A 23,246-nucleotide genomic window follows, 5' to 3' on the forward strand; every position below is an offset into this window, starting at 1 on the left:
CAACCCTTAGAACAGGAAATAGCGCTGCGCCATGGGCAGCTCGGTGGCAGGCGCGCAGGTCAGCAATTCGCCATCCGCCCGCACCTCATAGGTTTCCGGGTCGATCTCCAGATGCGGTGTCGCGGAATTGTGGATCATCGACGCCTTGGAAATACCGCCGCGCACATTCTCTACCGCCACCGTCCGCTTCTCCAGGCCAAGCTTATGCGCGACGTTCAAATCCATCGCCGCCTGCGAGACAAAGGTGAGCGAGGTCGCGGTGCGGGCCTTGCCATAAGCGCCCCACATCGGCCGGTAATGCACCGGCTGCGGGGTGGGGATGGAGGCGTTGGGGTCGCCCATGACGGCCGCGACGATGGTGCCGCCCTTGATCACCATGTCCGGCTTGGTGCCGAAGAAGGCCGGCGTCCACACCACGAGATCGGCCAGCTTGCCAGTCTCAACCGAGCCGATATGGCGCGAGACGCCGTGGGCGATGGCAGGGTTGATCGTGTATTTGGCGATGTAGCGCTTGGCGCGTTCATTGTCATTGCGCTCGCTGTCGCCCGGCAGCAGGCCGCGCTGCAGCTTCATCTTGTGCGCGGTCTGCCAGGTGCGGGTGATCACCTCGCCCAGCCGGCCCATGGCCTGGCTGTCGGAGGAGATCATCGAGATCGCACCGAGATCGTGCAGGATGTCCTCCGCCGCGATGGTCTCCTTGCGGATGCGGCTTTCGGCGAAGGCGAGGTCCTCGGCGATCAGCGGGTCGAGGTGGTGACACACCATCAGCATGTCGAGATGCTCGTCGAGCGTGTTGATGGTGAAGGGCCGCGTCGGGTTGGTGGAGGACGGCAGCACGTTGGGCAGGCCGGCCACCTTCATGATGTCAGGGGCATGGCCACCGCCGGCGCCCTCAGTGTGGAAGGCGTGGATGGTGCGCCCCTTGAAGGCGGCGATGGTGTCCTCGACGAAGCCACTCTCATTGAGCGTGTCGGTGTGGATCATCACCTGGATGTCGTAGTCGTCGGCCACCGACAGGCAATTGTCGATCGTCGCCGGTGTCGTGCCCCAGTCCTCATGCAGTTTCAGCGAACAGGCGCCGGCCTCAATCTGCTCGACCAGCGGACCCGGCAGCGAGGCATTGCCCTTGCCCGACAAAGCGAGGTTGACCGGGAAGCTGTCGAACGCCCGCAGCATCATTTCGATATGCCACGGACCGGGCGTGCAGGTGGTGGCGTTGGTGCCCGCCGCCGGCCCGGTCCCGCCGCCGAGCATGGTGGTGACGCCGCTCATCAGCGCGTGCTCGATCTGCTGCGGGCAGATGAAGTGGATGTGACAATCGAAACCGCCGGCGGTGATGATCTTGCCTTCGCCGGCGATGATCTCGGTGGAGGCGCCGATGACGATGGTGACGCCGGGCTGGATATCCGGGTTGCCGGCCTTGCCGATGCCGCAGATCCGGCCGTCGCGGATGCCGATATCCGCCTTGACGATGCCCCAGTGGTCGAGGATCAGCGCGTTGGTGATGACGGTGTCCACCGCCCCTTCCGCCCGCATCACCTGCGACTGGCCCATGCCGTCGCGGATGGTCTTGCCGCCGCCGAACTTCACCTCCTCGCCATAGACGGTAAGGTCCTTCTCCACCTCGATGACGAGGGCGGTGTCGGCGAGGCGCACCCGGTCGCCCGTGGTCGGGCCGAACATCTCGGCATAGGAGGCGCGGGACATCTTCAGGGACATGGCGGCAATCCGTTTCAGGCGGTCAGATAAGACGAGCGGCGGCGATCTCGTGGGGCGGGGTTCAGAGCTTGCCCATCACGTCCTGGCGGAAGCCGTAGACCTCGCGCTTGCCGGCGAGCGCGACCAGCGTCACCTCCCGGCTCTGCCCGGGCTCGAAGCGCACCGCCGTGCCGGAGGGGATGGCGAGGCGCATGCCGCGCGCCTTCTCCCGCTCGAAAGCGAGGGCGGGGTTGGTCTCGAAGAAGTGGTAGTGGCTGCCGACCTGGATCGGCCGGTCGCCCGTATTGGCGACGGTGACGGAGACGAAGTCACGCCCGGCGAGCAATTCGATCTCGCCCTCATCCAGCAGCATCTCGCCCGGCGCCCCCGCAGCATGGGCGGAGGCAATCGGCTCATGCACGGTGACAAGCTTGGTCCCGTCCGGAAAGGTCGCTTCGACCTGGATTTCGACGATCATTTCGGCGACGCCCGGCATCACCTGTTCGGCCGTCAGCACCGTGGTGCCGAGCGTCATCAGTTCCGCAACCGTCTTGCCGTCGCGTGCGCCCTCCACCACCACATCGGTTATGAGGGCCACCGCTTCGGGATAGTTCAGCTTCACGCCCCGCTCCAAGCGACGGCGGGCCACCAGGGCGGCCATGGCGACGAGCAGCTTGTCCTTCTCGCGCGGGCTGAGGTTCATTGAAGCGTCTCCGGCTCTGCAAAGGCGATGGTCGCGGCAAAAGTCCGCCTTACTTGCATCAGGAATGCCAAATGCGCGGCACCTCGCCGACGCCGAGCACGGCGAGCACACGGCGTATGGCACTTTCCAGCGGCGCGCCATCCCGGGCGAGCAGCCGAACGGAGAGCATGCCGTCCCAGGCGCTGGCCCCGGCGTCGAGCCCGTCGGGCAGTTCGGCGGGCAGGAATTCGTCCTCTCCCGCAGCAAGGCCGAGCGCGCCGCGCACGGCATCGAGCCGGGCTTCGGCATCCGGCGCGACCAGCAGCAGCGTGGCGAAAGCGGCCCAGCCGCCGGCGGTGGCGCGGCGGTCGAGCGTGGCGGCGATGTCGCCGTCCAGCTGTAGCCCGTCAGCATAAATCAGCCGGCCGCTGCGGCGGATACGCCAGCGGTCCCGCAGGCTGCCATAGGAGAGGCGCTCACCGCGGGCGGTGCGACCGAGAATGACCGGCTCGACCAGCAGCAGGCGCGCATCCGGCGCCACCTCGGCGGCGATGGAGCGCTCCACCCGCGCCCCATCGAACACGATGGTCGCCTGCGGCATCCAATGCAGGCTGGCACCCGTCTCCGCGATGAGTTCGACGTCGATGTGGGAGGTCGCCCCGTCGGAGCGGTAGATCTTCTCGGCCGCCTGAGTGGTGACTACCAATTGGGCATTTCGCCCAGCATGAAGGCAGCTTTGCGAGGCATCGCCCCCCGCGAGCCCGCCGCCGGTATTGATCATCACCGCTTCCAGGGCAAGACCGCGCCGGCCGGAGCGCGGAAAACGCACGCGCGCGAAACCCTCCTCCTCGATCCGCCCGCGCACCGTGCGCCCATCCAGCGCCCGCGCTTCGACCAATAACCGCCCCTGCCCACGCCGCTCGACCGGGATGGTGGCGGCGGCGTCAGACGGCAATGCGGTTGCGAACATCGGGATCCTCAAGAGCGGCACCATCGCCGGACATCACCACAGCGCCACGCTCCATGACGATGAAATGGTCGGCGAGTTCCTTGGCGAAGTCGAAATACTGCTCGACCAGTACAATGGCCATGTCGCCCTTGGACCGCAGATAGCGGATGGCGTTGCCGATATCCTTGATGATCGAGGGCTGGATGCCCTCCGTCGGCTCGTCCAGCACCAGCACCTTGGGCCGCATGGTCAGCGCCCGGCCGATGGCCAGTTGCTGCTGCTGGCCGCCGGAGAGGTCGCCGCCGCGCCGGCGCATCATCGAATCGAGCACCGGGAACAGCGAGAAAACATCATCGGGGATGAAGCGGTCGGCACGCTTCAGGGGCGCGAATCCGGTCTGCAGATTTTCCGCCACGGTGAGCAGCGGGAAGATCTCGCGCCCCTGCGGCACGAAGGCGATGCCCCGCCGCGCCCGCTCGGACGGCACCATCGCGGTGATGTCCTCGCCATTGAACCGGATTGCGCCCTTGGCGACGGGCGCCTGCCCGACAATGGCCCGCATGAGGCTGGTCTTGCCGACGCCATTGCGGCCGAGCACGCACGTGACCTTGCCGGGCTCGGCGGTGAGCGAGACGCCGCGCAAGGCCTGCGCCGCGCCGTAGAAGAGGTTGATGTCCTGAACTTCCAGCATGAGCCCTAGCGCCCCAGATAGACTTCGATGACGCGCTCATTGGCGCTCACCTGATCGAGCGTCCCCTCGGCCAGCACAGAGCCTTCATGCAGGCACATGACCCGCACGCCGAGGTCGCGCACGAAGGTCATGTCGTGCTCGACCACAACGACCGAATGTCCGTTGGCGTTGATCGCCCGCAGCAGCTCGGCAGTCTGGGCGGTCTCCGCGTCGGTCATACCGGCCACCGGCTCGTCGACCAGCAGGAGCTTGGGGTCCTGCGCCAGCAGCATGCCGATCTCCAGCCACTGCTTCTGCCCGTGCGACAACGCCCCGCCGAGGCGGTCGCGATGCTCGGTGAGACGGATGGTCTCGAAAATCTCGTCGATGCGCTCGCGCTCCGCCGCGCTTTCGCGCCGGAAGATGTTCGGCAATGCCCGCCGCTGGCCCTTCAGCGCGAGGCGGAGATTGTCGAGCACCGTGTGGCTCTCGAACACGGTCGGCTTCTGGAACTTGCGACCGATGCCCAGCGTAGCGATTTGCGTCTCGTCCAGCTTGGTCAGGTCGGTGGTGCCACCATTGAAGAACACGTCGCCCCGATCGGGACGGGTCTTGCCGGTGATGACATCCATCATCGTCGTTTTGCCGGCGCCATTGGGGCCGATCACGGCCCGCATCTCGCCGGGATCGACGGTGAAGGACAGCGCGTTGAGCGCGCGGAAGCCATCGAAGGTGACGGTGACGGCGTCGAGATAGAGCAGCGCCTCGGTCAGTTCCTTCTTCGCGGCAGGTGCCGCCTCGGCAATGGGTTCGAGCGTCGCGGTGTCGGTCATGTCGCTCTCCCTCACTCGGCCGGGCCGGGCGCGGCTACGGGCGCGGCCGGTATGTCATCATGCGGCCGGCGCTTTTCGCGCCAGTCGTAATAGGTGCCGACAATGCCCTTCGGCAGGAACAGGGTGACGGCGACGAACAGGCCGCCGAGCATGAACAGCCAGTACGGGGCGAGGATGCCTGAGGTGAAATAGGTCTTGGCGTAGTTCACCAGCACCGCCCCCAGCGCCGCGCCGACCAGCGTGCCGCGCCCGCCGACCGCCACCCAGACGATGATCTCGATGGAATTGGCCGGCGAGAACTCCGAGGGGTTGATGATGCCGACCTGCGGCACATAGAGCGCGCCGGCAATACCCGCGAGCATGGCGGAAACGACGAAGGCGACCAGCTTGTAGTTCTCCGCCCGGTAGCCGGTGAAGCGCACCCGCGTCTCCGCATCGCGGATGGCGACCAGCACCTTGCCGAAATGCGAGCGCACGAGGAAGCGGCACAGAACATAGCCGAGTCCCAGCGCCACCGCCGACAGGACGAACAGCACCAGCCGCGTGCCGTCCGCCTGGATGTTGAAGCCGAGAATGTCCTTGAAGTCGGTGAGGCCGTTATTGCCGCCGAAACCCATATCGTTGCGGAAGAAGGCCAGCAGCAGGGCGAAGGTCATCGCCTGGGTGATGATGGACAGGTACACGCCGGTGACGCGCGAGCGGAAGGCGAACCAGCCGAACACCAGCGCAAGAAGCCCCGGTGCCAGCAGCACCATCAGCGCGGCAAAGGGGAACATGTCGAAGCCGTACCAGAACCAGGGCAGTTCCTTCCAATTTAGGAACACCATGAAATCCGGCAGCACCGGGTCGCCATAGACGCCGCGCGTGCCGATCTGGCGCATCAGGTACATGCCCATCGCATAGCCGCCGAGCGCGAAGAACGCGCCCTGCCCAAGCGAGAGGATCCCGACATAGCCCCAGATGAGATCCACCGAGAGTGCGAGCAGCGCATAGGTCAAGTACTTGCCTAGCAGCGAGACCACATAGGTCGGAACATGCACCGCCGAATTCGGCGATACGGCAAGGTTGAGGATGGGCACCAGCACCGCGACGACGGCGAGGATGATGAGAAAGACGATGCCGCTGGTGCCGAGCAGCGCGGGCTGACGGGTCATGTTTGTCACGGGCGCACTCATGCCTCGATCGACCTTCCCTTGAGGGCGAAGAGGCCTCTTGGGCGCTTCTGGATGAACAGGATGACGATGACCAGCAGCGCGATCTTGCCGAGCACGGCGCCGGCATAGGGTTCGAGCAGCTTGTTGGCGACGCCGAGTGTCATCGCACCGACCAGCGTGCCCCAGAGGTTGCCGACGCCGCCGAACACCACGACCAGGAAGCTGTCGATGATGTAGCTCTGGCCGAGATTGGGCGACACATTGTCGATCTGGCTCAGAGCCACCCCGGCCATACCGGCGATGCCGGAACCGAGGCCGAAGGTCATCGCGTCGACCCAGTTGGTGCGGATGCCCATGGAGGCGGCCATCCGGCGATTCTGCGTCACCGCCCGCATCTCAAGGCCGATACGGGTCAGCCGAAGCGTTGCGAGCAGCGCGAAAAACACCAGCAATGAGAAGACGATAATCCAAAGTCGCCCCGAGGTGATCGCCAGCTGGCCGATCTCGAAACTGCCGGACATCCAGCTTGGGGCGCCGACTTCGCGGTTGGTGGGGCCGAAAATGGTGCGGATCGCCTGCTGCAGGATCAGCGAAATGCCCCATGTCGCAAGGAGTGTCTCCAGTGCCCGGCCGTAGAGAAAGCGGATGACCGTGCGTTCGATGAGGACGCCGATGAGACCGGTGAAGACGAAAGCGAGCGGGATCGCGATCAGCAGCGACACGTCGAACAGGCCGGGATAGGAGGTGCGGATCACCTCCTGCACGACGAAGGTGGTGTAGGCGCCGAGCATGACCATTTCGCCATGCGCCATGTTGATGACGCCCATCACGCCGAAGGTGATGGCGAGGCCGATGGCGGCCAGCAGCAGCACCGAGCCGAGCGAGAGGCCGTACCAGACATTCTGCGCCATGCCCCACAAAGCGAGGTTGCGCTCGATGCCGGCGATCGCGTCGGCGGCAGCCTGCTTCACCTCCGGCGCCGCGCTTTCCGGCACCGAGCGCAGGATGGCGAGCGCGTCCTGATTGCCCTCGGCCCCCACCAGCTCGACGGCGGCGATGCGCTCGGCCGGGGTGATGCCTTCCTTGCCGATCAGGATCGAGGCGCGGGCGAGGTTCATCGCCGACTTCACCTTCGGGTCGCTCTCCTTGGCGAGCGCGGCGTCCAGCGCCGGCAGGGCGGCTTCGTCACGCGAGCGGCCCACCGCCAGCGCGGCCTCGCGCCGCTTGCCGGCATCCGGGCTCACCAGCGAAAGGGCGCCGTTGGCCGCATCGATAGCGCGGCGGACGCGGTTGTTGACGCGCACCGGCTTGACGGCGGGCGCCTCGGCGACCGGCTGCAGGGTCAGCGGGTCGAGCAGCGCTCCCCCCTCGCCCTGGATGAACAGGCGCGGCGGCGTGCCGCCGAAGAGGAGCTTGCCCTCGGCCAGCGCCGTGACGATGCCAGCGGCGGCCGGGCTGCCGCTCAGCGCCAGCGCGCCGAGCGCGGCTTCGGTGTCGTCATATTTGTTGGTGGTGAGCTGGGCCAGCGGTGCGCTGATGTCCGGGGTGCCGGCGTCCTGCGCGGCGGCGCGCCCGAGCGGGGCGGCGGCACACAGCAGGGCGAGCGCACAGAGCAGGCGGGCGAAGCGGAAAAGGCGAGCGCGTGAGGTCATCATCGTCCGTCGATGTGGCGCTGCGGAAGACCGGAGCGGACTCCGGCGGCGACGGCGGTACGCGAAGCGGGAGGTGTTCCCCGACGACCTGGAGCCCTATCGGGCCCGGGCCGGTTCCGGCCGCCACGAGGGCGGCCGGAGATATCAGGCGAAGCAGGCGGGAGGGGATGCCCCCGCCCGCGGCGCGGCCTCACTGGCCGGCGCCGCCGCACTTGCCGGTCTTGACGTTGAAGTTGCCGCAGGAGAGCGGCTTGCGCCAATCGGCGATCAGGTCCTTGGAGCCTTCGAGGTAGGGGGACCATTCCTCGGCGACGATCAGGCCGGGGGTCTGCTCGACGATGTCGAACTGGCCGTCTTCCTTGATCTCGCCGATGAGCACCGGCTTGGTGATGTGGTGGTTCGGCATCATGGCCGAGAAGCCGCCGGAGAGGTTCGGCACGGTCACGCCGATGAGCGCGTCGATGACCTTGTCGGCATCGGTGGTGCCGGCCTTCTCGACCGCCTTCACCCACATGTTGAAGCCGATGACGGTGGCTTCCATCGGGTCGTTGGTCACGCGCTTGTCGTTCTTGGTGAAGGCCTGCCACTTCTTGATGAAGGCGGCGTTCTCCGGCACGTCGACCGACTGGAAGTAGTTCCAGGCGGCGAGGTGACCGACCAGCGGCTTGGTGTCGATGCCGGCGAGTTCCTCTTCACCGACCGAGAAGGCGACGACCGGAATGTCGGTGGCCTTGATGCCCTGGTTGCCGAGTTCCTTGTAGAACGGCACGTTGGCATCGCCATTGATGGTGGACACCACCGCCGTCTTCTTGCCCGCCGAGCCGAACTTCTTGATGTCGGCGACGATAGTCTGCCAGTCGGAATGACCGAACGGCGTGTAGTTGATCATGATGTCTTCGGCCTTGACGCCCTTGGACTTCAGATAGGCTTCAAGGATCTTGTTGGTCGTGCGCGGATAGACATAGTCGGTGCCAGCGAGCACCCAGCGCTGCACGCCCTCATTCTCCATGAGGTAATCGACCGCCGGAATGGCCTGCTGGTTCGGGGCGGCGCCGGTGTAGAACACGTTGCGCTCGCTCTCCTCGCCCTCATACTGGACCGGGTAGAACAGAATGCTGTTGAGCTCCTTGAACACCGGGAGCACGGACTTGCGCGACACCGAGGTCCAGCAGCCGAACACGACCGCGACCTTCTCCTTGGCGATGAGTTCGCGCGCCTTTTCGGCGAAGAGCGGCCAGTTCGAGGCGGGATCGACCACCACGGCTTCCAGCTTCTTGCCGAGCACGCCGCCGGCCGCGTTCTGCTCCTGCACCATGAACAGCACGGTGTCCTTCAGCGTGGTCTCGCTGATCGCCATGGTGCCGGACAGAGAGTGCAGCACGCCGACCTTGATCGTCTCCTGGGCGCTCGCGACGCCGCCTCCGGCCAGCGCCAGCGCAGCCGCACCCACAAGCGCGCGACCGGCCATGCGCCGGGCATGCGTGAACATGTTCAGCATCTTTATTCCCTTCTGGAGTACACACGCAGGACCCCCGTCCGCGTGCCGAAGGGATTGTTTGCAACCCGCGTGCCAAGCGCGGCATTGCGGCGGGGGACGGGGATCGGCCCCGCTTTTGGTTCCGGCGGACGCCGGAGCAGCGAAACAATCAGCCTATTTTTTAATCAAAATTGCAGCGAATTGCACAGCACTGCCGCCTCATGTCGAGATCGCCTGATTTTTGCGCAGCTTTTCCCGTCCGCGGGCACCTTGCTGGCGCCGCAACGTGACGAGCGAGACCGATAAACGGGGTGGCAGGATACAGATTGCGGCGACGTCGGAGGGCCCGGACCGAGGAGGCGTGCGCCTGGCGCCGAGATGGCCTCTGGGACAAGCCTGCCCTTGAGGCGGCCGAGCGGGGGACGGCGCGAGCAGCGCGGCGTCTCCCGTGGTAACGGGCGGGGCGCGCCTGTTCGCCGACCAGCACGCCCTGCCTTCGGTCAGAACACGTAGTTGATGGTGAGCGCGACCGCCTGATTATTCGCGGTCGCGGAATAGTTGCCGCCCGAGGTGCCGGAGAATTCAACCGTCGGGTAGACCGTATCGAACTGGTTGAGGAACTTGTTGGTGACGGTGGACGAGGCCGTATAGGAATAATTCAGATCCAGGAACCAGTTGCGCGTGAGGAAATAGGTCACGCCGACGGTCGCCGTGCCGCCCCACACCCAGTCGGACGACGAGAAATAGCCGGGTGTCCCGGACACATCGTAGCGATGGTCGAGTTCGGCGAAGCCGATCAGGCCGTTCATGTTGGAATTGACGCGCGAGAGCGTCGGGCCGGCGCCGCCATAGACGAAACCGCGACCGAAGGAATAACCGATCAGCGGCACCAGCGCGAACTGATGTTCGATTTCCACCTTGTAGTTCTGCAGCAGGTAATTGCCGTTGAACGTACCGGAGATTTCGCCGGAATAGCTGCCGGTCTGCGGGATGAGGATATTGTCGCGTGAGCCGGTGAGCCCAAGGCTGTTATAGCTGAACTTCGCGCCCCACACCCAGGGCGTGTCATTGATCGTGCGGTAGAAGCCGCCCTGCAGCACGAACGAGGCACCGGTTTCGCTCCCGAGATCGGGATAGGTCGATCCCGCCGCCTGCCCATTCGCCACCTAGAAGCCAAGCGCGTAGACATCGCTGACGCCGAAGCCGAAAATGTCTTGATTGCCGAAATCAGCCCGGTTCAGAGCCGCGCCGGCACCGATGAAGACGCCGTTTGCCGGCATAAGCGGCTGCGACGCCTCCTGCGCCTGCGCCGCCAAAGGCAGGCTAGGCTCAGGACTCATTGATTTCAAAGCCAGAAGATGACGGTGGCTGCGATGCATATGGCCGAGAAGAAGGTGTGTGCGCATCGGTCATAGCGTGTGGCGATACGGCGCCAGTCCTTGAGCTTTGCGAACAGGTTCTCGACCTTGTGACGCTGGCGGTAGAGGGTTTTGTCGTAGGGATAAGGCCGCTTGCGGCTCCGCGATGAAGGAATGCAGGGCGTGATCCCCTTGTCGGCGAGCGCCTCCCGGAACCAGGCGCTGTCATAACCCCGGTCGGCGATCAGGGTCTTGGCCGGCGGCAACGCGTTGAGGACGAGGCGGGCGCCCTTGTGGTCGCTCATCTGGCCTTCCGTCAGCAGCATGATGATCGGACGGCCCGCGCCGTCGCAGACGGTGTGGAGCTTGGAGTTCAATCCGCCTTTGGTGCGCCCGATACGACGGGGAACAGCCCCTTTTTGAGCAGGCTCGCCGCCGTGCGGTGGGCCTTCAGATGCGTGGCATCGATCATCACCCGTTCGGGTTTGGGCCCTTCGCCGGCGAGGCTGGAGAAGATACGGTCGAAGACCCCGAGCCGGCTCCAGCGGATGAAGCGGTTGTACAGCGTCTTGTGCGGGCCGTAGTCCTTCGGCGCATCTTTCCACTGCAACCCGTTGCGGATCACATAGACAATGCCGCTCACCACCCGGCGGTCATCGACGCGCGGCACCCCATGGGCCAGCGGAAAGAACGGCGAGATCCGAGCCATCTGCCGCTCGCTCAGCAAGAACAAATCACCCATCACAGCCTCCTCAATGGAGACTGTGAATCACATCCAGAACGCAATTAATAGGTCCTGAGCCTAGAGAGGCACAGTGCAAAGCCAAAGATGCGGTAGTTGATGAGTCCAACCCCCGTGGTGAATGCGCGGAGGATAGGGACGAGGATACCGCCCTCAACGTCGAATTTTGTTCATATTTCGCCAACCATAGGTCACCAGCTGAGGCAGCAACATCAACCTGTTAGCCGGCCATCAGCCCGCTCAGCCGCTCCAGCGCAAGGTCCAACGTATTGTCGGTCTTGGCAAAGCACAGCCGCACCACGCTCTCGACCGGGTCTTGCGCATAGAAGGCCGAGACCGGGATCGCCGCCACGCCCTCGCGCGCCACCAGCGACAGGCAGAACGGCTCATCGCGCAGTTGCGGCGACAGCGCGGCGAGATCCACATTGAGAAAGTAAGTGCCGGCGGAGGGCAGCACGCTCAGCCCGATTCGCGTCAGCCCTTCCGCCAGCCGGTCGCGCGAGCGCTGGAGCCCGGCGCGCATGGCATGAAACCACTCCCGCTCCTTGCCCAGCCCATAGGCGACGGCGTGCTGAAGCGCGGGCGGCGTGGTGAAGGTGAGAAACTGATGCGCCTTGGACAGCACGCGCATCAGCTCCGGCGCGGCACAGACGAAGCCGACCTTCCAGCCGGTCATGCCGAAGATCTTGCCGGCCGAACCGATCTTCACCGCGCGCTCGCGCATTCCCGGCAGGGCGAGAACGGACTGATGCGCAAGGCCGTCGAAGATGACGTGTTCCCACACCTCATCGCTCACCAGCACGGCGCCGGAGCGGGTGCAGAAATGGGCAAGCAGCGCGAGTTCTTCCGCGTCGAATACTCGTCCCGTCGGGTTGTGCGGGTTGTTGAACAGCACGAGCTTGGTGCGCGGCGTAAACGCGGCCGCGAGCGCCTCCTCGGTAAGCCGCCAGTGCGGCGGCACCAGCCGAACGAGGCGCGGCACGCCACCGGCGCGCTTCACCAGCGGCAGATAGGCGTCATAGAGCGGCTGGAACAGCACCACCTCGTCGCCCGGCTCGATCAAAGCGAGCAGCGCGCCGGCAATGGCCTCGGTGGCGCCTGACGTGACCATCACCTCGCGCTCGGGGTCGAGGTCGAGCCGCTGCCAGTCGCGGTAATGGGCGGCGACGGCGCGGCGCAGGTCGAGGGTCCCCATCATCGGCGGGTACTGGTTCCAGCCGTCGAGCACCGCCTCCGCCGCTTTCTCGCGCACGTCGCGCGGGCCGGGATCGTCCGGGAAACCCTGGCCGAGATTGACCGCCTCATGCTGGCGGGCCAGCGCCGACATGGTTTCGAACACGGTGGTCGGCAGGGCGGCGAAAAGCGAATTCATTTCACGGAACCGGAGCGGGATAGAGGGCAGTCGAACGCGTCAGCCCTGTTTTATCCGCCGCAGGCGAAAAGAAAAGCGCCTCCTGCCCCGCGCTCACCCCACCAGCACGGCGTGGTTGTCGTAGCGCGGGCCGCCGGAGCGGCGGGCGACGACGCCGACGCCTTCGCCATCGGTGGCGAGAAGCACCGTCTCGCCGAGGCCGCTGGTGGCGAGGAACTGGCCCGCCTCCCGCGTCGGGGCGAGGCCGCAGCCATCGACCAGCGGCAGCGACCCGATATAGCGCCCGTCGCGGCGCCACAGCGCCACCCGGTTGCCGCGCGGGCTGGCGGCGGCGACATAGGCGCCCGAGGTATCCAGCGCCACCGAGCCGATATAGGTACGCAGCCCGCGCCACGCCTCGTCCGGCGCATCGAAGGCCCGCAGCCCCTCCCCCTCCACCGCGTAGAGCAGCGGCCGGGCGACGCCATCGGCGAGCAGATCCTGCGCCGCCACCACGGTGAAGCCGTCCGCACCTGAAGTGAGGTGGCGCAGCGACAGCGAGGCGAGGTCCTCGCTCAATTCCGCGACCGAGCGCACCGCGCCGCTGGCGGGGTCGAGCAGGGCGATACTCGCGCCCGCCACCTCGGCGCCGAGCGCTTCCGGCGTGTGTGGCTCGATACCGCCATTGGCGACGACGAGCGCGCCCCCGGCAGGCAGCATGTCGTGCGGGCCGATGCCGGCGGAGGCCCATTCCGCCTCCACCGCGAAGCCCGCCTCCACCACGCGGCGGGTGACGACGCCCTGCCCGTCCGCCCGCGCGATCTCCACGGCAAGGAAACGCCGCCCGCCGTCGATAAAGCGGCCATGGCCGGAGAACACCCGGCCCTCGCCCGGCTCGAACGTCGCCAGCACGGTGCCAGCCCGGCGGTCGAACAGCACGGCCGTGGTGCCGGGCCGGCGCGCCACGGCGATGGCGGTGCGCCCGTCCGGGCTCGGCTCCACCCAGTGCAGGCGCTGCGCGCCGGAACCGACCGGCGTGGCGGCAAAGTCCGGGGCGACGACGACGGGCGCAAAGCCGCCTTCCACGCCGGCGGTGGCGAGCCATTCCGCCTCCAGCAGATGATCGCGCGCATGCGCGGCACCGCTGGCGAACAGCACGCGCGGGCCGGCCGCGAGGGCCCCCAGCGCCCCGACCAGCGAGCGTCGGGTCAGATCGATGAGGCCCATCCGCCCCTCCCTCAGTCGCCGTCGAGCGCGTTGAAGCCGATCGGCACGCCGAGGCCGGCGGCCAGCGGCCGGGCGACACCCGCCTGCGCCGCCTTGAACACCGTCACCGCCGCCTGCAGCGCCTTGCGGCCTTCGGGCGTTGTCGCCGCCGCGCCGATATCCTCCGGCAGGCCCTGCGCCGTCGCCTGCGCCGCCTGCAGCGTCGCCTGGAAGCTGGCGCGGTCCTTGGCATCGAGGCCAGCACTGAGCGCTTCGCCGAGCGCGCTGGCACTGGTCACGATGGCGACGATGGTCTCCTTGGAAAGCCCGCTGCGCCGGCGGTCGGAGAGCAGCGGCTTGGCCTCGTCGGCGCTCTTGCCGAGCACCACCAGCAGGCGCTGATCGACCACGCGCTGATAGGCCCCGGCGAGATCGGTGACGATCTGGCTGAGCAACGCCTTGGGATCGGGGAAATAGACCGGATCGGCCTTGCCGGCGATGAGTTGCGCCAGCAGCCCTTCGCTGCGACTGCCCCATCCGGCGCGGAGTTCACCGGCGATGGTGGCGAGGTTGAGCGCGACGGCGCGGCCAAGCGCGCAGCGCCGCGCCGCTTCCGGCCCCGCCACCAGCGCGGCCTCCGCCCCCTCGTCGTAAAGGATGCGCTCCAGCGCCGGCAGGCCCTGCGCGGCGGCGCTGAGACGGAAAAAGCGCTGCGGCTGCAACCGCTCATCCGTGGGATCGGCGATCAGTTCGGCGACGGAGCGCCCGACGGCGTTACGACGCTCCGGAAACAGGTTGAAGCGGTCCGGCCGCAGCGACAGGATGATCGGGCCGAAGGTGACGAACTCCACCGCCGACCAGGCCTCGGAAGCGGCGACGAAACGCGCCTTCAGTTCGGCCACGCCCGCATCCGATGGCGCGGCGCAGAAACCGTCCCATGCCGCCTGCTGCGCCTTGGCAGCCGCGAGCAGCGTATCGTAGCGCGGCAGTAGCCAGCTCTCCACGACATCAGGGGCGGAAACCGGCGCGGCATGAGCGCGACCGACGAACAGGGTGGTGAGCAGGGAGCCGGCAGCGGCGACCGCCGGCATGCCTTGCGCCGCCTGCGCGATCTGGGTCGCCAGTGCCAGGGCCACGGCGAAGGGGGATCGGCTCATGGGCAGGGCCTCGTTTTAGAGAGAAGAGACATAGTCGATCAGCCGGGCCCGTTCGGCCGGCTCCAGCACGTTGAAACGCGCGCGGGCGCCGGACGCTTCACCGCCATGCCAGTGGACCGCCTCGGCGATCGTCGCGGCGCGACCGTCATGCAGCAGGCCGACGCCCCGCTCCAGCATGGCGGAAACACCAGCCAGCGGGGCGGTGCGCCATTCGCCAGCCGCCGCGCCCGGCACGCCGGCGGGGTCGGCGAGCCCGTCGCCCATATCGTGCAGCAGCACATCGGTGAACAGCGCCACCGCGCCGCCGTCGCGGCTCGGCAGCGACGGGCGATGGCAGGCGGCACAGCCGGTGGCGGCAAACAACCGCGCCCCGGCGGCATCCGGCTCATGCCCCGGCACCTTCAACGCCCTGAGATAGGTGACGAGACGCCCGACAATGGCCTGCGAAATTTCCGGCTCGCCTTCGCCCTCGCGTCCATGCGGCGCGTTGCGGCAGGCGGTCTGCGCCTCAGTGCAGTCCCCCCAGGGTTCGGGGCGCAGCGGCGTCGACAGGCCGAGATCGAGCGAAAAGGCTTCCGACGCCTGCCCGGCCAGTGTCGGGTGGCTGGCCTTCCAGCCGAAACGGCCGATGGACGAGCCGCCCTCGGGCGTCTCGAACCGCCGGGCCCGGCCGCGCACGCCGTCGCCGTCGCGATCCTGCGGGTCTTCCAGCGCCAGGATCGCGGCGTCGTCCACCAGCTCCAGCTTGCCGCGCCCGCGCAGATTCGGCGCGGCGCGCAGCGACATGTGGGTGGCGGGGTCGAGCGGCCCGTAACCCGGCGACTCCACGTGCGGAAAGCGCCGGCCGTTCTCGACCGTCACCGCGAAGGTGCCCTCCGCCGGCACGCCGGGCAGCGTCATGGTCTCCAGCCGATGGCCGTAAACAGGATCGCCCCCCCCATCGGTGCGGAACAGGGCGAGCACCAGCCCCAGCCCCTGCGGCCGGCCGGCGGCGTCCAGCGCTGTCGCTCCGGCACCGCCTCCGGCGGGGTGGCAGGCCGAGCAGGAGCGCGCATCGAACAGCGGACCAAGACCGTCATTGGCGCGGGTGGAACTCGGCGCCGGCACCCAGGGCCGCTCGAACAGCGCCTTGCCGATGGCGGCGTCGAGCCGGGCGTCGTCGGCCATGGCGGGGGTGCAGGTGGCAATGAGCACGGCGGAGAAGTGGAGGAGGACGCTGCCAATGAGGCCGCTACGCAGAGTCTTCGCTGGGTCCCGGATCGGCGCTTCGGCTGCGCCTCCGCTTGTCCGGGACACGGAGGCGTTTCCCGGACAAGCCGCGCGCCGCGCGGCGTGTCCGGAAACGGTCGATCCGTCATCCCGGACGCCCGGCGGGCGATCCGCGATCGAAAGCAGAAGACGGGACGCGATCCCGGCTCTCCGGTTGCGCCGGCGGCCGGGATGACGGCCCACTGACGCTTCCGGCCCCTGCCTACAGGCCCGCGTGGGCGTCACTGACATGAGATGGCGCTGGTCTTCCATCACACCACCCGGAACCAGCCCATCATCCCGGTCTCCATATGCTCCAGGATGTGGCAGTGAAACACCCAGTCGCCGCGTGCGGCGACGAAGGCGGTCTCCACCGCCTCGCCCGGCTGCACCAGCACCGTATCGGCGAAATGGCGCGGCAGGCGGCCGAGGCTGGAAGACATCACCTCGAAAGCGTGGCCGTGCAGATGCACCGGGTGGGGAAAGCGCGTCTCGTTCTTGATCTCCACCACATAGGAGGCGCCCTCCTCCATCCGCGCCAGCGGCGGCGGCAGGTTGCGGCGTGTACCGGTGGGCCAGGATTCCGACTGGATGCCCCAATAGGTGGTGGAGCCGACGCACAGGCTGTCGATCAGCGCCTTGGCCAGCGGATCGTCCGGCGGCAGAGCAATGTCCTTCACCGCCTGGTCGGTGGCCTGCTGCAGGGTGAAGGAAAGCCGCGTCGACTGCTTCAGCGCCGGCTTCGGCAGCTCCGCCTTGGGCAAAGCGAGCGGCCCCTTGCGCGGCTTGCCCACCTTGCCGGCGGCAATGAGCGTCGCGAACTCGTAAATGTCAGCGGCGCGATAATCGCCCAGCGTCACCGGGGATCCGTCGGCCGGCATGCGGATGTCGAGGTCGATGCGCTGGGCCGGGCCCATGCGCCAGATGCCATCCGGCAGATCGTCGAGCCGGACCGGGGGCAAAGCATGGCCATCGACGGCGATAAGCCAGGCTTCGCCGCCTTCCACGCCGATATCCATGATGCGGGTGGAATCGATGTTGAGGATACGCAGCCGCACATGGCCGCCCGCCGGCGCTTTCAGCTCAACCGAGGCCGCGCCGTTCACCGTGCGGGTCGCGCCGAAGGTGCCGGCCTTGGAAGCGCCGTCGGGCTCGGAGAGCGGCAGGTAGCTGCCGTCCTCCTTCAACCGCCAGTCCTTCAGGCACAGCACATGCTCGGCATCGAAGACGGGATCGCGCGAATCCTCGACGATCAGCACGCCGGCGAGGCCTTTGCCGGCCTGCCCGGTCTCGTCGCAATGCGGATGGAAGAAGAAGGTGCCGGGATCGTCCAGCGGCAGCAGATGCACGAAGCGCCCGCCCGGCTGCACCAGCGGCTGGGTCAGGGTGGGCACGCCGTCAAATTCATTCGGCATGCGGATGCCGTGGAAATGCAGGGTCGAGCCCTCATCGATGCCGTTGACGAAGGTGGCCTTCAGCCGCGTGCCGCGCGGCATGCGCAGGGTGCGGAAGGGCGTGCCATCATAGGCGAGGATGCGGGTCGCGGGCCCCTGCGGGCCGAGGAGCTTCAGCTCCATCTCGCCGGCGGTCAGCGTCACTTCCTGCGTCGGCTTGAAGGCCGAAACGTCGAAAGGCGCGCGCGCGGCGCCGGTACGGCTCGGCGCGAGAAGCGCCATGCCGCCGAACGCCACGCCCGCGCCCAGAAAGGCGCGGCGCGAGAGACCCGCGCCGCCCATGGTCATGGCCGTCTCACTCGCCGACCTTGGAGGGGTCGTCGAGGCTGTCGGAGCCCTCGACCTTGATCTTCAGCTTGAGCGCGGCCACCACGCCCTCAATGGCGCGGGTCTGGGCGACGAGCGAGTCCACGCCCTTCTGCACCAGCGCGTTGCCCTCGGCATTACCCTCGCCGATCATCTGGTCATAGGCCTGCTTGCCGCTGTCGGCCTCGTCCTTGATCGCCTTGAGCGCGGCGAGCGCGGCGTCGATCTTGGCCTCGGCCTCCTCGGCGGCCTTCGGCGCCTTGGCGCTCGCATAGGCGGCGATGGAAGCACCCTCGACCACCGAGCCGTCGACGCGGGTGTACTTGGCCCGATAGATCGAGGCGATGCCGACCTCGTCGTAATAGTGCGAATTGTGGGTGTTGTCGGAGAAGCAGTCATGCTCCTCTTCCGGGTCGTGCAGGATGAGGCCGAGCTTCATCCGCTCGCCCGCCAGTTCGCCATAGGACAGCGAGCCGAGGCCGGTGAGGATGGTGGCGAGCGCGGTCTTGTCCTTCTGCTTCACCACAGCGGCGCGGGCCTTGCCCTTCTTGCCCCACCACTTCGCCATGTCCGAGAGGTCGCTCACCAGAAGGTCGGTGGCGGCCTTGAGATAGGCAGCGCGGCGCTCGCAATGGCCGTTGCTGCAGTTCTTGGTGTCGTAATCGGTCGCCGGGCGCTTGCCGGCACCGGGGCCGGTGCCGTTGAGATCCTGACCCCAGAGCAGGAATTCGATGGCGTGATAGCCGATGGCGACGTTGGACTCGACGCCGCCGGCCTCCTGCAGGCTGTCGAGCAGCTTCGGCGTGATGGTGGTGGCGTCGATGGTCTTCTTGCCAACGCGGATCTTGGTGTTGGCGATCACATTGGCCGTATAGAGCGGGTTCTCGTCCGAGGTGTCGCCATAGCTCTTGTCGACATAGTCGATCAGGCCTTCATCCAGCGGCCAGGCATTCACGCGGCCTTCCCATTCATCGACGATGGGATTGCCGAAGCGAAAGCCTTCGGTCTGCTGGTAGGGCACGCGGGCGGCCTTCCAGGCGGCCTTGGCGGCGTCGAGATTGGCCTCGGTCGGCGTGGCAATGAGAGTGTTCACCGCGCTCTGCAGCGCCTTGGCGGTGGTCAGGCTGTCCGTATACATCGCCTCGGCGATGTCGGCATAGGTGGCGACGATGTCGCGCACCTTCGGCGCCGGGGTGTCGGCAGCGGCGGGACCGACGGCGAAAGCCGCTCCCAGCGCGATGGCCGCGACGAGCGGCGTGGCGAACAGTGATCTGACTCGCATGGTCGGTCTCCTCCCGCGCCCCAGGGCGCCTCAGCGGGAGACTCCTACGCCACGGCCGAAATCACCCGCAAGTGTTCGGTCGCAGATTGGAATTGTTTCACTTTGAAACAACAATCCAAATCTCATCACCCGACGCAGGCGCGCGGAAGAATACTTATTTTCCACCCACCGCGGATGACGCAACGTCATGAAGCGGCTGCAAGGCGTCGGCGAGTTCGGCGTCGGTGACGGTGGCCAGCGGCTTCATCAGCTTGGCAGCTTCGGTGCGTCGGCCGGGGCGCATCACCAGCACCACGGTCTCCGCACCACCGCAGGCGGGGTCGCCACAGGCGATCTCGCTGATGGAAATGGTGGTGTCCTCATCCACGCCAAGAATCTGCCGCGCCTTGGCGGCGAGTTCCCGGGCGGCATCGGGCGCGGCTTCCGCGCTGGCGCCCCGGCGAAAAAACAGACGTGCCATTGTCACTCCCTGCCGCTCCGGCAGCTCGCGCCCTGCCGCCCCCCCGCGCCAAAGCAGTTAAGCCCCCATCCGCAGCGGCGCAAGCGGCACGGAGGGCTCGGCGCAGATCGTAAGTAAAAGACACGCACTCTAGTTTAGAACTGTAACAATACCGGAAGATAGGTGTTGTGAGCACTCAGAAACGAGAGTATCCACACTCACAACACCGCAGACGAGACGCGAATACATCACGTGTCGGGATGTTGCGGTGACGATTTCGCGAGGCCACTTCCCGGCAGGTCTCGTGAACCACGCGGGACGACGGCACGCGCTCCCTCAGCCGTCGTCCCGCGTCTCCTCCGCGGCGGGAGCCGCCGTCTCCCCCGCCTCCCATTTCCCTGCCCAGGGCGCGGGTAGCGGCATTCCGAGATGGGCGAGCACGCCCCACGCCGCCGCATGGCCGGTAGCGAACGAGGCCTGCAGCAGATAACCGCCGGTCGGTGCCTCCCAATCCAGCATCTCGCCGGCGACGAACACGCCCGGGCGGGCGCGCAGCATCAGCCGGTCGTCGACCATGGCACGGGTGATGCCGCCAGCCGTGGAAATCGCCCGTTCCAGACCGGCCATTTCCGTGACGTTGAGCGGCACGGCCTTGATCCGCGCGGCCAGCGCGGCGGGCTCTCCCGGCAGAGGCCCGGCCTCACGCAGCAGGCCGGCGGCGACGGGCGAGAGACCGGCGGCCTTGCGCAAACGATTGGCCAACGTCTCGCCCTTGCGGGTGGCGGCCAGGCGCGCGGCAAGCGCGGCCTCCCTCATATCCGGGCGCAGGTCGACAAGAAGAGTCGCACGGCCCGCAACAGCGATCGCGTCGCGCAACGCGGCGGAGAGCGCATAGACCGCGCCGCCCTCCAGCCCGGCGGTGTCGATCATCGCCTCGCCCCGCACACGGCGCGGGCCGAGGGACAGCGCGATGCGCTTGAGCGGCACTCCTGCGAAGCGGGTGCGGAAGGGCTCCGACCAGCCGACGCGGGCGCCGCTATTGGCCGGGCGCAGTGGGGCGATCTCCACGCCCTGCCCGTGCAGAATCTCCACCCAGCCACCATCGCTGCCGAGACGCGGCCAACTGGCGCCGCCGAGCGCGAGCAGCACGGCGTCGGCCGCCACCTCCAGCTCGCCCGTCGGCGTGGCGAAACGCAGCGCGCCGGCGTCGCTCCAGCCGTGCCAAAGATGATTACGGTTCAACGTGACGCCGAGCCCGTCGAGCCGCGCCAGCCACGCGCGCAGCAGCGGCGAAGCCTTGAAGCTGCGCGGGAAGACGCGGCCGGAGGAGCCGACAAAGGTCGGCTCGCCCAGCCCTTCCGCCCAGTCGCGCAGCCGGGCGGGGGGAAAAGCATCGAGCATCGGCGCCAGCCAGTCGGCGGCCTCGCCATACCGGGCGAGGAAAGGCGCGCGCACCTCAGAGTGCGTGAGGTTGAGCCCGCCACGTCCGGCGATGAGGAATTTGCGGGCCGGCGAGGCCATGCGCTCGAACAGCGAGACGCGGCAGCCGGCGCCCGCCAGGACCTCGGCGGCGATCAGCGCGGAAGGGCCGGCGCCGATGATGGCGACATGGGGAATTACCGAGTCACAGCAGGGTTCTGCGATCACCGGCTGACAATCCGATTCAGCGCGGGCTGAGCTGCACCGCCCCACTCACGATCCGACTCCGAAAGGCTCGCCAACCTCATGATCCTTCACCCGATTTCCGGCGCGCAGGCATCGGTGATGCGCAAGCTCACCTGGGTGCGGCCCTGCCAGGAATCGAGGTCGAGCGTTCCGGCGACGTGCAGCAACTGCCCACGCGACTCCAGCAGCGTCGCGCCGAGCGGCGTATCCACCGCACGGAAGGCCACGGCGGAGATGACAGTGCCATCGCTGCCGCGCAGCCGCACCCGCATCTGGCCGGCGCTGCCGGGTTCGGCATAGACGACGCGATGGGCGGGGAAGGCGAAGATGGGCTGCGGGTTTCCGGCGCCGAACGGCCCGGCGCGCTCCACCAGCTCCACCAGTTCCGGCGTCGCCCCAGCGGCGGCCAGCGCGCCGTCGATCAGCAGCTCATCCACTGCACGCGCCTCTTCCACCGTCGCCGCCAGCGCCTGTTCGAGATAGGCGCGCAATTCGCCCAGCCGCTCGCGTGCCACGGTGAGGCCGGCCGCCATGGCATGGCCGCCTCCCTTTACCAATATGCCGGCCTCCACCGCGCCGCGCACCGCCCGCCCGACATCGACGCCGGGGATGGAGCGGGCCGAGCCGGCGCCGGTCTCGCCAGTGAAGGCGATGGCGAAGGCGGGGCGGCCGAACTTCTCCTTCAGCCGCGCCGCCACCAGCCCGACCACGCCGGGATGCCAGCCCTGCCCGCTGGAGAGCACCACCGCCCCCGCCCCGGCATGACCGAGCGCGGCGTCGGCCTCCGCCTCGGCCTCGGCGACGATGGCGCGCTCCACCTGCTGGCGCTCGGTGTTGAGGCGGTCGAGCTCGGCGGCAATCGCCTGCGCCTCGATGGGATCGCGGGTCAGCAGCAGCTTGGTGCCGAGCGTCGCATTGCCGATGCGCCCGCCGGCATTGATGCGCGGGCCGAGCAGAAAGCCGAGATGCCATGCCTTGGGCGGACCGGAGAGTCGCGCCGCGTCCATCAGCGCGGTGAGCCCCGGCCGCTCGCGCTTGCGCAGCTGGATCAGCCCCTTGGTGACATAGGCGCGGTTGAGCCCCAGCAGCGGCACCACATCCGCCACCGTGCCGAGCGCGACGAGATCGAGGCTGGCGAGCAGGTCCGGCGCCGGGCGTTCCTTGGTCCACCAGCCGCGATTGCGCAGTTCGCGCAGCAGGCCGACGGCGACGACGAAGACCAGCCCGACGGCACAGAGATGACCGAGGCCGGAGAGATCGTCGGCGCGGTTGGGGTTCACCAGCGCCGCCACCTCGGGCAGCGCCTCGCCGGCCTGATGATGGTCGATGACCAGCACGTCCAGCCCGATGGCGCGCGCACGGGCGAAGGGCTCGAAGCTCATCGTGCCGCAATCGACCGTCACCAGCAGCGTGGCGCCGCGCTCGGCCAGCGCCTCGATGGCGGGGATGTTGGGCCCGTAGCCCTCGAAGATGCGGTCGGGGATGTGGAAGGCAGGGTCCAGCCCACCGGCGCGCAGCACGTCCACCAGCAGGGCGGTGGCGGTGGCGCCGTCGACATCGTAGTCGCCGAACACCGCCACCTTCTCCCCGCGCATCACCGCGTCGGCGAGGCGGGCGACGCAGGCCGGCATGTCGGTCAGCGTGTCGGGATCGGGCAGCAGACGTTTCACCGTCGGGTCGAGCCACGCCTCGACCTCGTCAATGGCGACGCCGCGCCCGGCGAGAACGCGGGCGAGGATTTCCGGCACGCCGTGGCGCTGGACGATGGCGAGCGTGGTCTGGGCGCCGCGCACGTCCAGGCGCTCGCGCCAGAAGCGGCCAGTAGCCGAACGGGTCACACCGAGAAAGGGACGCGGCGGCGGGGCAGCGGTGGGAAGGACGAGACTCATGGCGCGCAGGATAAGCCCGAACAACGCGCCCGCG

Annotated in this window: 20 protein-coding genes; all 20 read right to left on the reverse strand. The window is 67.8% G+C overall.

Features of this window, described 5'->3' with window-relative positions; all coding sequences use genetic code 11:
• Positions 1-6 precede the first annotated feature (6 nt).
• A complete protein-coding gene (ureC, locus tag K9D25_RS17955) occupies positions 7-1,719 on the reverse strand; it encodes an urease subunit alpha (RefSeq protein WP_244376980.1) in 1,713 nt (570 codons plus the stop codon).
• A gap of 61 nt (positions 1,720-1,780) precedes the next feature.
• Complete coding sequence (locus K9D25_RS17960) at positions 1,781-2,401, reverse strand: urease subunit gamma (protein WP_244376982.1); 621 nt, start codon at positions 2,399-2,401, stop codon at positions 1,781-1,783.
• Between the two features lie 58 nt (positions 2,402-2,459).
• Positions 2,460-3,350: an urease accessory protein UreD gene (locus K9D25_RS17965; RefSeq protein ID WP_244376984.1), complete on the reverse strand. Its 891-nt coding sequence runs from the start codon at positions 3,348-3,350 to the stop codon at positions 2,460-2,462.
• Positions 3,325-4,020: an urea ABC transporter ATP-binding subunit UrtE gene (gene urtE, locus K9D25_RS17970; protein ID WP_244376986.1), complete on the reverse strand. Its 696-nt coding sequence runs from the start codon at positions 4,018-4,020 to the stop codon at positions 3,325-3,327. Before urtE ends, K9D25_RS17965 begins: the two co-directional genes overlap by 26 nt.
• 5 nt (positions 4,021-4,025) lie before the next feature.
• Entirely contained in the window at positions 4,026-4,832 is an 807-nt protein-coding gene (urtD, locus tag K9D25_RS17975; RefSeq protein ID WP_244376988.1) for an urea ABC transporter ATP-binding protein UrtD, read from the reverse strand.
• Positions 4,833-4,843: 11 nt separating this feature from the next.
• Positions 4,844-5,986 carry an urea ABC transporter permease subunit UrtC gene (gene urtC / locus K9D25_RS17980; RefSeq protein WP_244376990.1) on the reverse strand — a complete coding sequence of 381 codons (1,143 nt, stop codon included), beginning with the start codon at positions 5,984-5,986 and terminating at the stop codon, positions 4,844-4,846.
• A gap of 17 nt (positions 5,987-6,003) precedes the next feature.
• A complete protein-coding gene (gene urtB / locus K9D25_RS17985; RefSeq protein WP_244376992.1) occupies positions 6,004-7,638 on the reverse strand; it encodes an urea ABC transporter permease subunit UrtB in 1,635 nt (544 codons plus the stop codon).
• A gap of 190 nt (positions 7,639-7,828) precedes the next feature.
• Positions 7,829-9,136: an urea ABC transporter substrate-binding protein gene (urtA, locus tag K9D25_RS17990; protein WP_421697429.1), complete on the reverse strand. Its 1,308-nt coding sequence runs from the start codon at positions 9,134-9,136 to the stop codon at positions 7,829-7,831.
• 479 nt (positions 9,137-9,615) lie between these two features.
• Entirely contained in the window at positions 9,616-10,281 is a 666-nt protein-coding gene (locus K9D25_RS17995) for an outer membrane protein (protein WP_244376994.1), read from the reverse strand.
• Entirely contained in the window at positions 10,282-10,431 is a 150-nt protein-coding gene (locus tag K9D25_RS18000) for a hypothetical protein (RefSeq protein ID WP_244376996.1), read from the reverse strand.
• A 29-nt stretch (positions 10,432-10,460) separates the two neighbouring features.
• Positions 10,461-11,215 (reverse strand): IS5 family transposase gene (locus K9D25_RS18005; RefSeq protein ID WP_244376945.1). Its coding sequence is split into 2 segments (ribosomal slippage): positions 10,461-10,882 and positions 10,882-11,215, totalling 756 coding nucleotides; the frame shifts between segments, so codons are not numbered across the junction.
• A gap of 220 nt (positions 11,216-11,435) precedes the next feature.
• Positions 11,436-12,587, reverse strand: a complete 1,152-nt coding sequence (locus K9D25_RS18010; protein WP_244376998.1) for an aminotransferase — start codon at positions 12,585-12,587, stop codon at positions 11,436-11,438.
• A gap of 93 nt (positions 12,588-12,680) precedes the next feature.
• Positions 12,681-13,793, reverse strand: a complete 1,113-nt coding sequence (locus K9D25_RS18015; RefSeq protein ID WP_244377000.1) for a DUF1513 domain-containing protein — start codon at positions 13,791-13,793, stop codon at positions 12,681-12,683.
• An 11-nt stretch (positions 13,794-13,804) separates the two neighbouring features.
• The gene (locus K9D25_RS18020; protein ID WP_244377001.1) at positions 13,805-14,929 is read right to left on the reverse strand and encodes an imelysin family protein; all 1,125 of its coding nucleotides are present in this window, start codon (positions 14,927-14,929) and stop codon (positions 13,805-13,807) included.
• Positions 14,930-14,944: 15 nt separating this feature from the next.
• Positions 14,945-16,225 carry a di-heme oxidoredictase family protein gene (locus K9D25_RS18025; protein WP_244377003.1) on the reverse strand — a complete coding sequence of 427 codons (1,281 nt, stop codon included), beginning with the start codon at positions 16,223-16,225 and terminating at the stop codon, positions 14,945-14,947.
• A gap of 224 nt (positions 16,226-16,449) precedes the next feature.
• A complete protein-coding gene (locus K9D25_RS18030) occupies positions 16,450-17,919 on the reverse strand; it encodes a multicopper oxidase family protein (protein WP_244377005.1) in 1,470 nt (489 codons plus the stop codon).
• Positions 17,920-17,926: 7 nt separating this feature from the next.
• Positions 17,927-19,219, reverse strand: a complete 1,293-nt coding sequence (locus K9D25_RS18035) for an imelysin family protein (protein ID WP_244377007.1) — start codon at positions 19,217-19,219, stop codon at positions 17,927-17,929.
• A 154-nt stretch (positions 19,220-19,373) separates the two neighbouring features.
• Complete coding sequence (locus K9D25_RS18040) at positions 19,374-19,679, reverse strand: hypothetical protein (RefSeq protein ID WP_244377009.1); 306 nt, start codon at positions 19,677-19,679, stop codon at positions 19,374-19,376.
• 315 nt (positions 19,680-19,994) lie between these two features.
• The gene (locus tag K9D25_RS18045) at positions 19,995-21,305 is read right to left on the reverse strand and encodes a TIGR03862 family flavoprotein (protein WP_244377011.1); all 1,311 of its coding nucleotides are present in this window, start codon (positions 21,303-21,305) and stop codon (positions 19,995-19,997) included.
• A gap of 86 nt (positions 21,306-21,391) precedes the next feature.
• Positions 21,392-23,212 (reverse strand): single-stranded-DNA-specific exonuclease RecJ, encoded by a 1,821-nt coding sequence (recJ, locus tag K9D25_RS18050; protein ID WP_244450908.1) that lies wholly within the window; start codon positions 23,210-23,212, stop codon positions 21,392-21,394.
• Between the last annotated feature and the right edge of the window lie 34 nt (positions 23,213-23,246).

This window comes from Ancylobacter polymorphus, from assembly GCF_022836935.1.
In the GTDB taxonomy this organism is placed as follows: Bacteria; Pseudomonadota; Alphaproteobacteria; order Rhizobiales; family Xanthobacteraceae; genus Ancylobacter; species Ancylobacter polymorphus_A.

Bases quoted from the DNA above. Each gene is read 5' to 3' on its own strand.
- ureC (WP_244376980.1), bottom strand. From the start codon at position 1,719: ATGTCCCTGAAGATGTCCCGCGCCTCCTATGCCGAGATGTTCGGCCCG.
- K9D25_RS17960 (WP_244376982.1), bottom strand. From the start codon at position 2,401: ATGAACCTCAGCCCGCGCGAGAAGGACAAGCTGCTCGTCGCCATGGCC.
- K9D25_RS17965 (WP_244376984.1), bottom strand. From the start codon at position 3,350: ATGTTCGCAACCGCATTGCCGTCTGACGCCGCCGCCACCATCCCGGTC.
- urtE (WP_244376986.1), bottom strand. From the start codon at position 4,020: ATGCTGGAAGTTCAGGACATCAACCTCTTCTACGGCGCGGCGCAGGCC.
- urtD (WP_244376988.1), bottom strand. From the start codon at position 4,832: ATGACCGACACCGCGACGCTCGAACCCATTGCCGAGGCGGCACCTGCC.
- urtC (WP_244376990.1), bottom strand. From the start codon at position 5,986: ATGACCCGTCAGCCCGCGCTGCTCGGCACCAGCGGCATCGTCTTTCTC.
- urtB (WP_244376992.1), bottom strand. From the start codon at position 7,638: ATGACCTCACGCGCTCGCCTTTTCCGCTTCGCCCGCCTGCTCTGTGCG.
- urtA (WP_421697429.1), bottom strand. From the start codon at position 9,136: ATGCTGAACATGTTCACGCATGCCCGGCGCATGGCCGGTCGCGCGCTT.
- K9D25_RS18010 (WP_244376998.1), bottom strand. From the start codon at position 12,587: ATGAATTCGCTTTTCGCCGCCCTGCCGACCACCGTGTTCGAAACCATG.
- K9D25_RS18015 (WP_244377000.1), bottom strand. From the start codon at position 13,793: ATGGGCCTCATCGATCTGACCCGACGCTCGCTGGTCGGGGCGCTGGGG.
- K9D25_RS18020 (WP_244377001.1), bottom strand. From the start codon at position 14,929: ATGAGCCGATCCCCCTTCGCCGTGGCCCTGGCACTGGCGACCCAGATC.
- K9D25_RS18030 (WP_244377005.1), bottom strand. From the start codon at position 17,919: ATGACCATGGGCGGCGCGGGTCTCTCGCGCCGCGCCTTTCTGGGCGCG.
- K9D25_RS18035 (WP_244377007.1), bottom strand. From the start codon at position 19,219: ATGCGAGTCAGATCACTGTTCGCCACGCCGCTCGTCGCGGCCATCGCG.
- K9D25_RS18040 (WP_244377009.1), bottom strand. From the start codon at position 19,679: ATGGCACGTCTGTTTTTTCGCCGGGGCGCCAGCGCGGAAGCCGCGCCC.
- recJ (WP_244450908.1), bottom strand. From the start codon at position 23,212: ATGAGTCTCGTCCTTCCCACCGCTGCCCCGCCGCCGCGTCCCTTTCTC.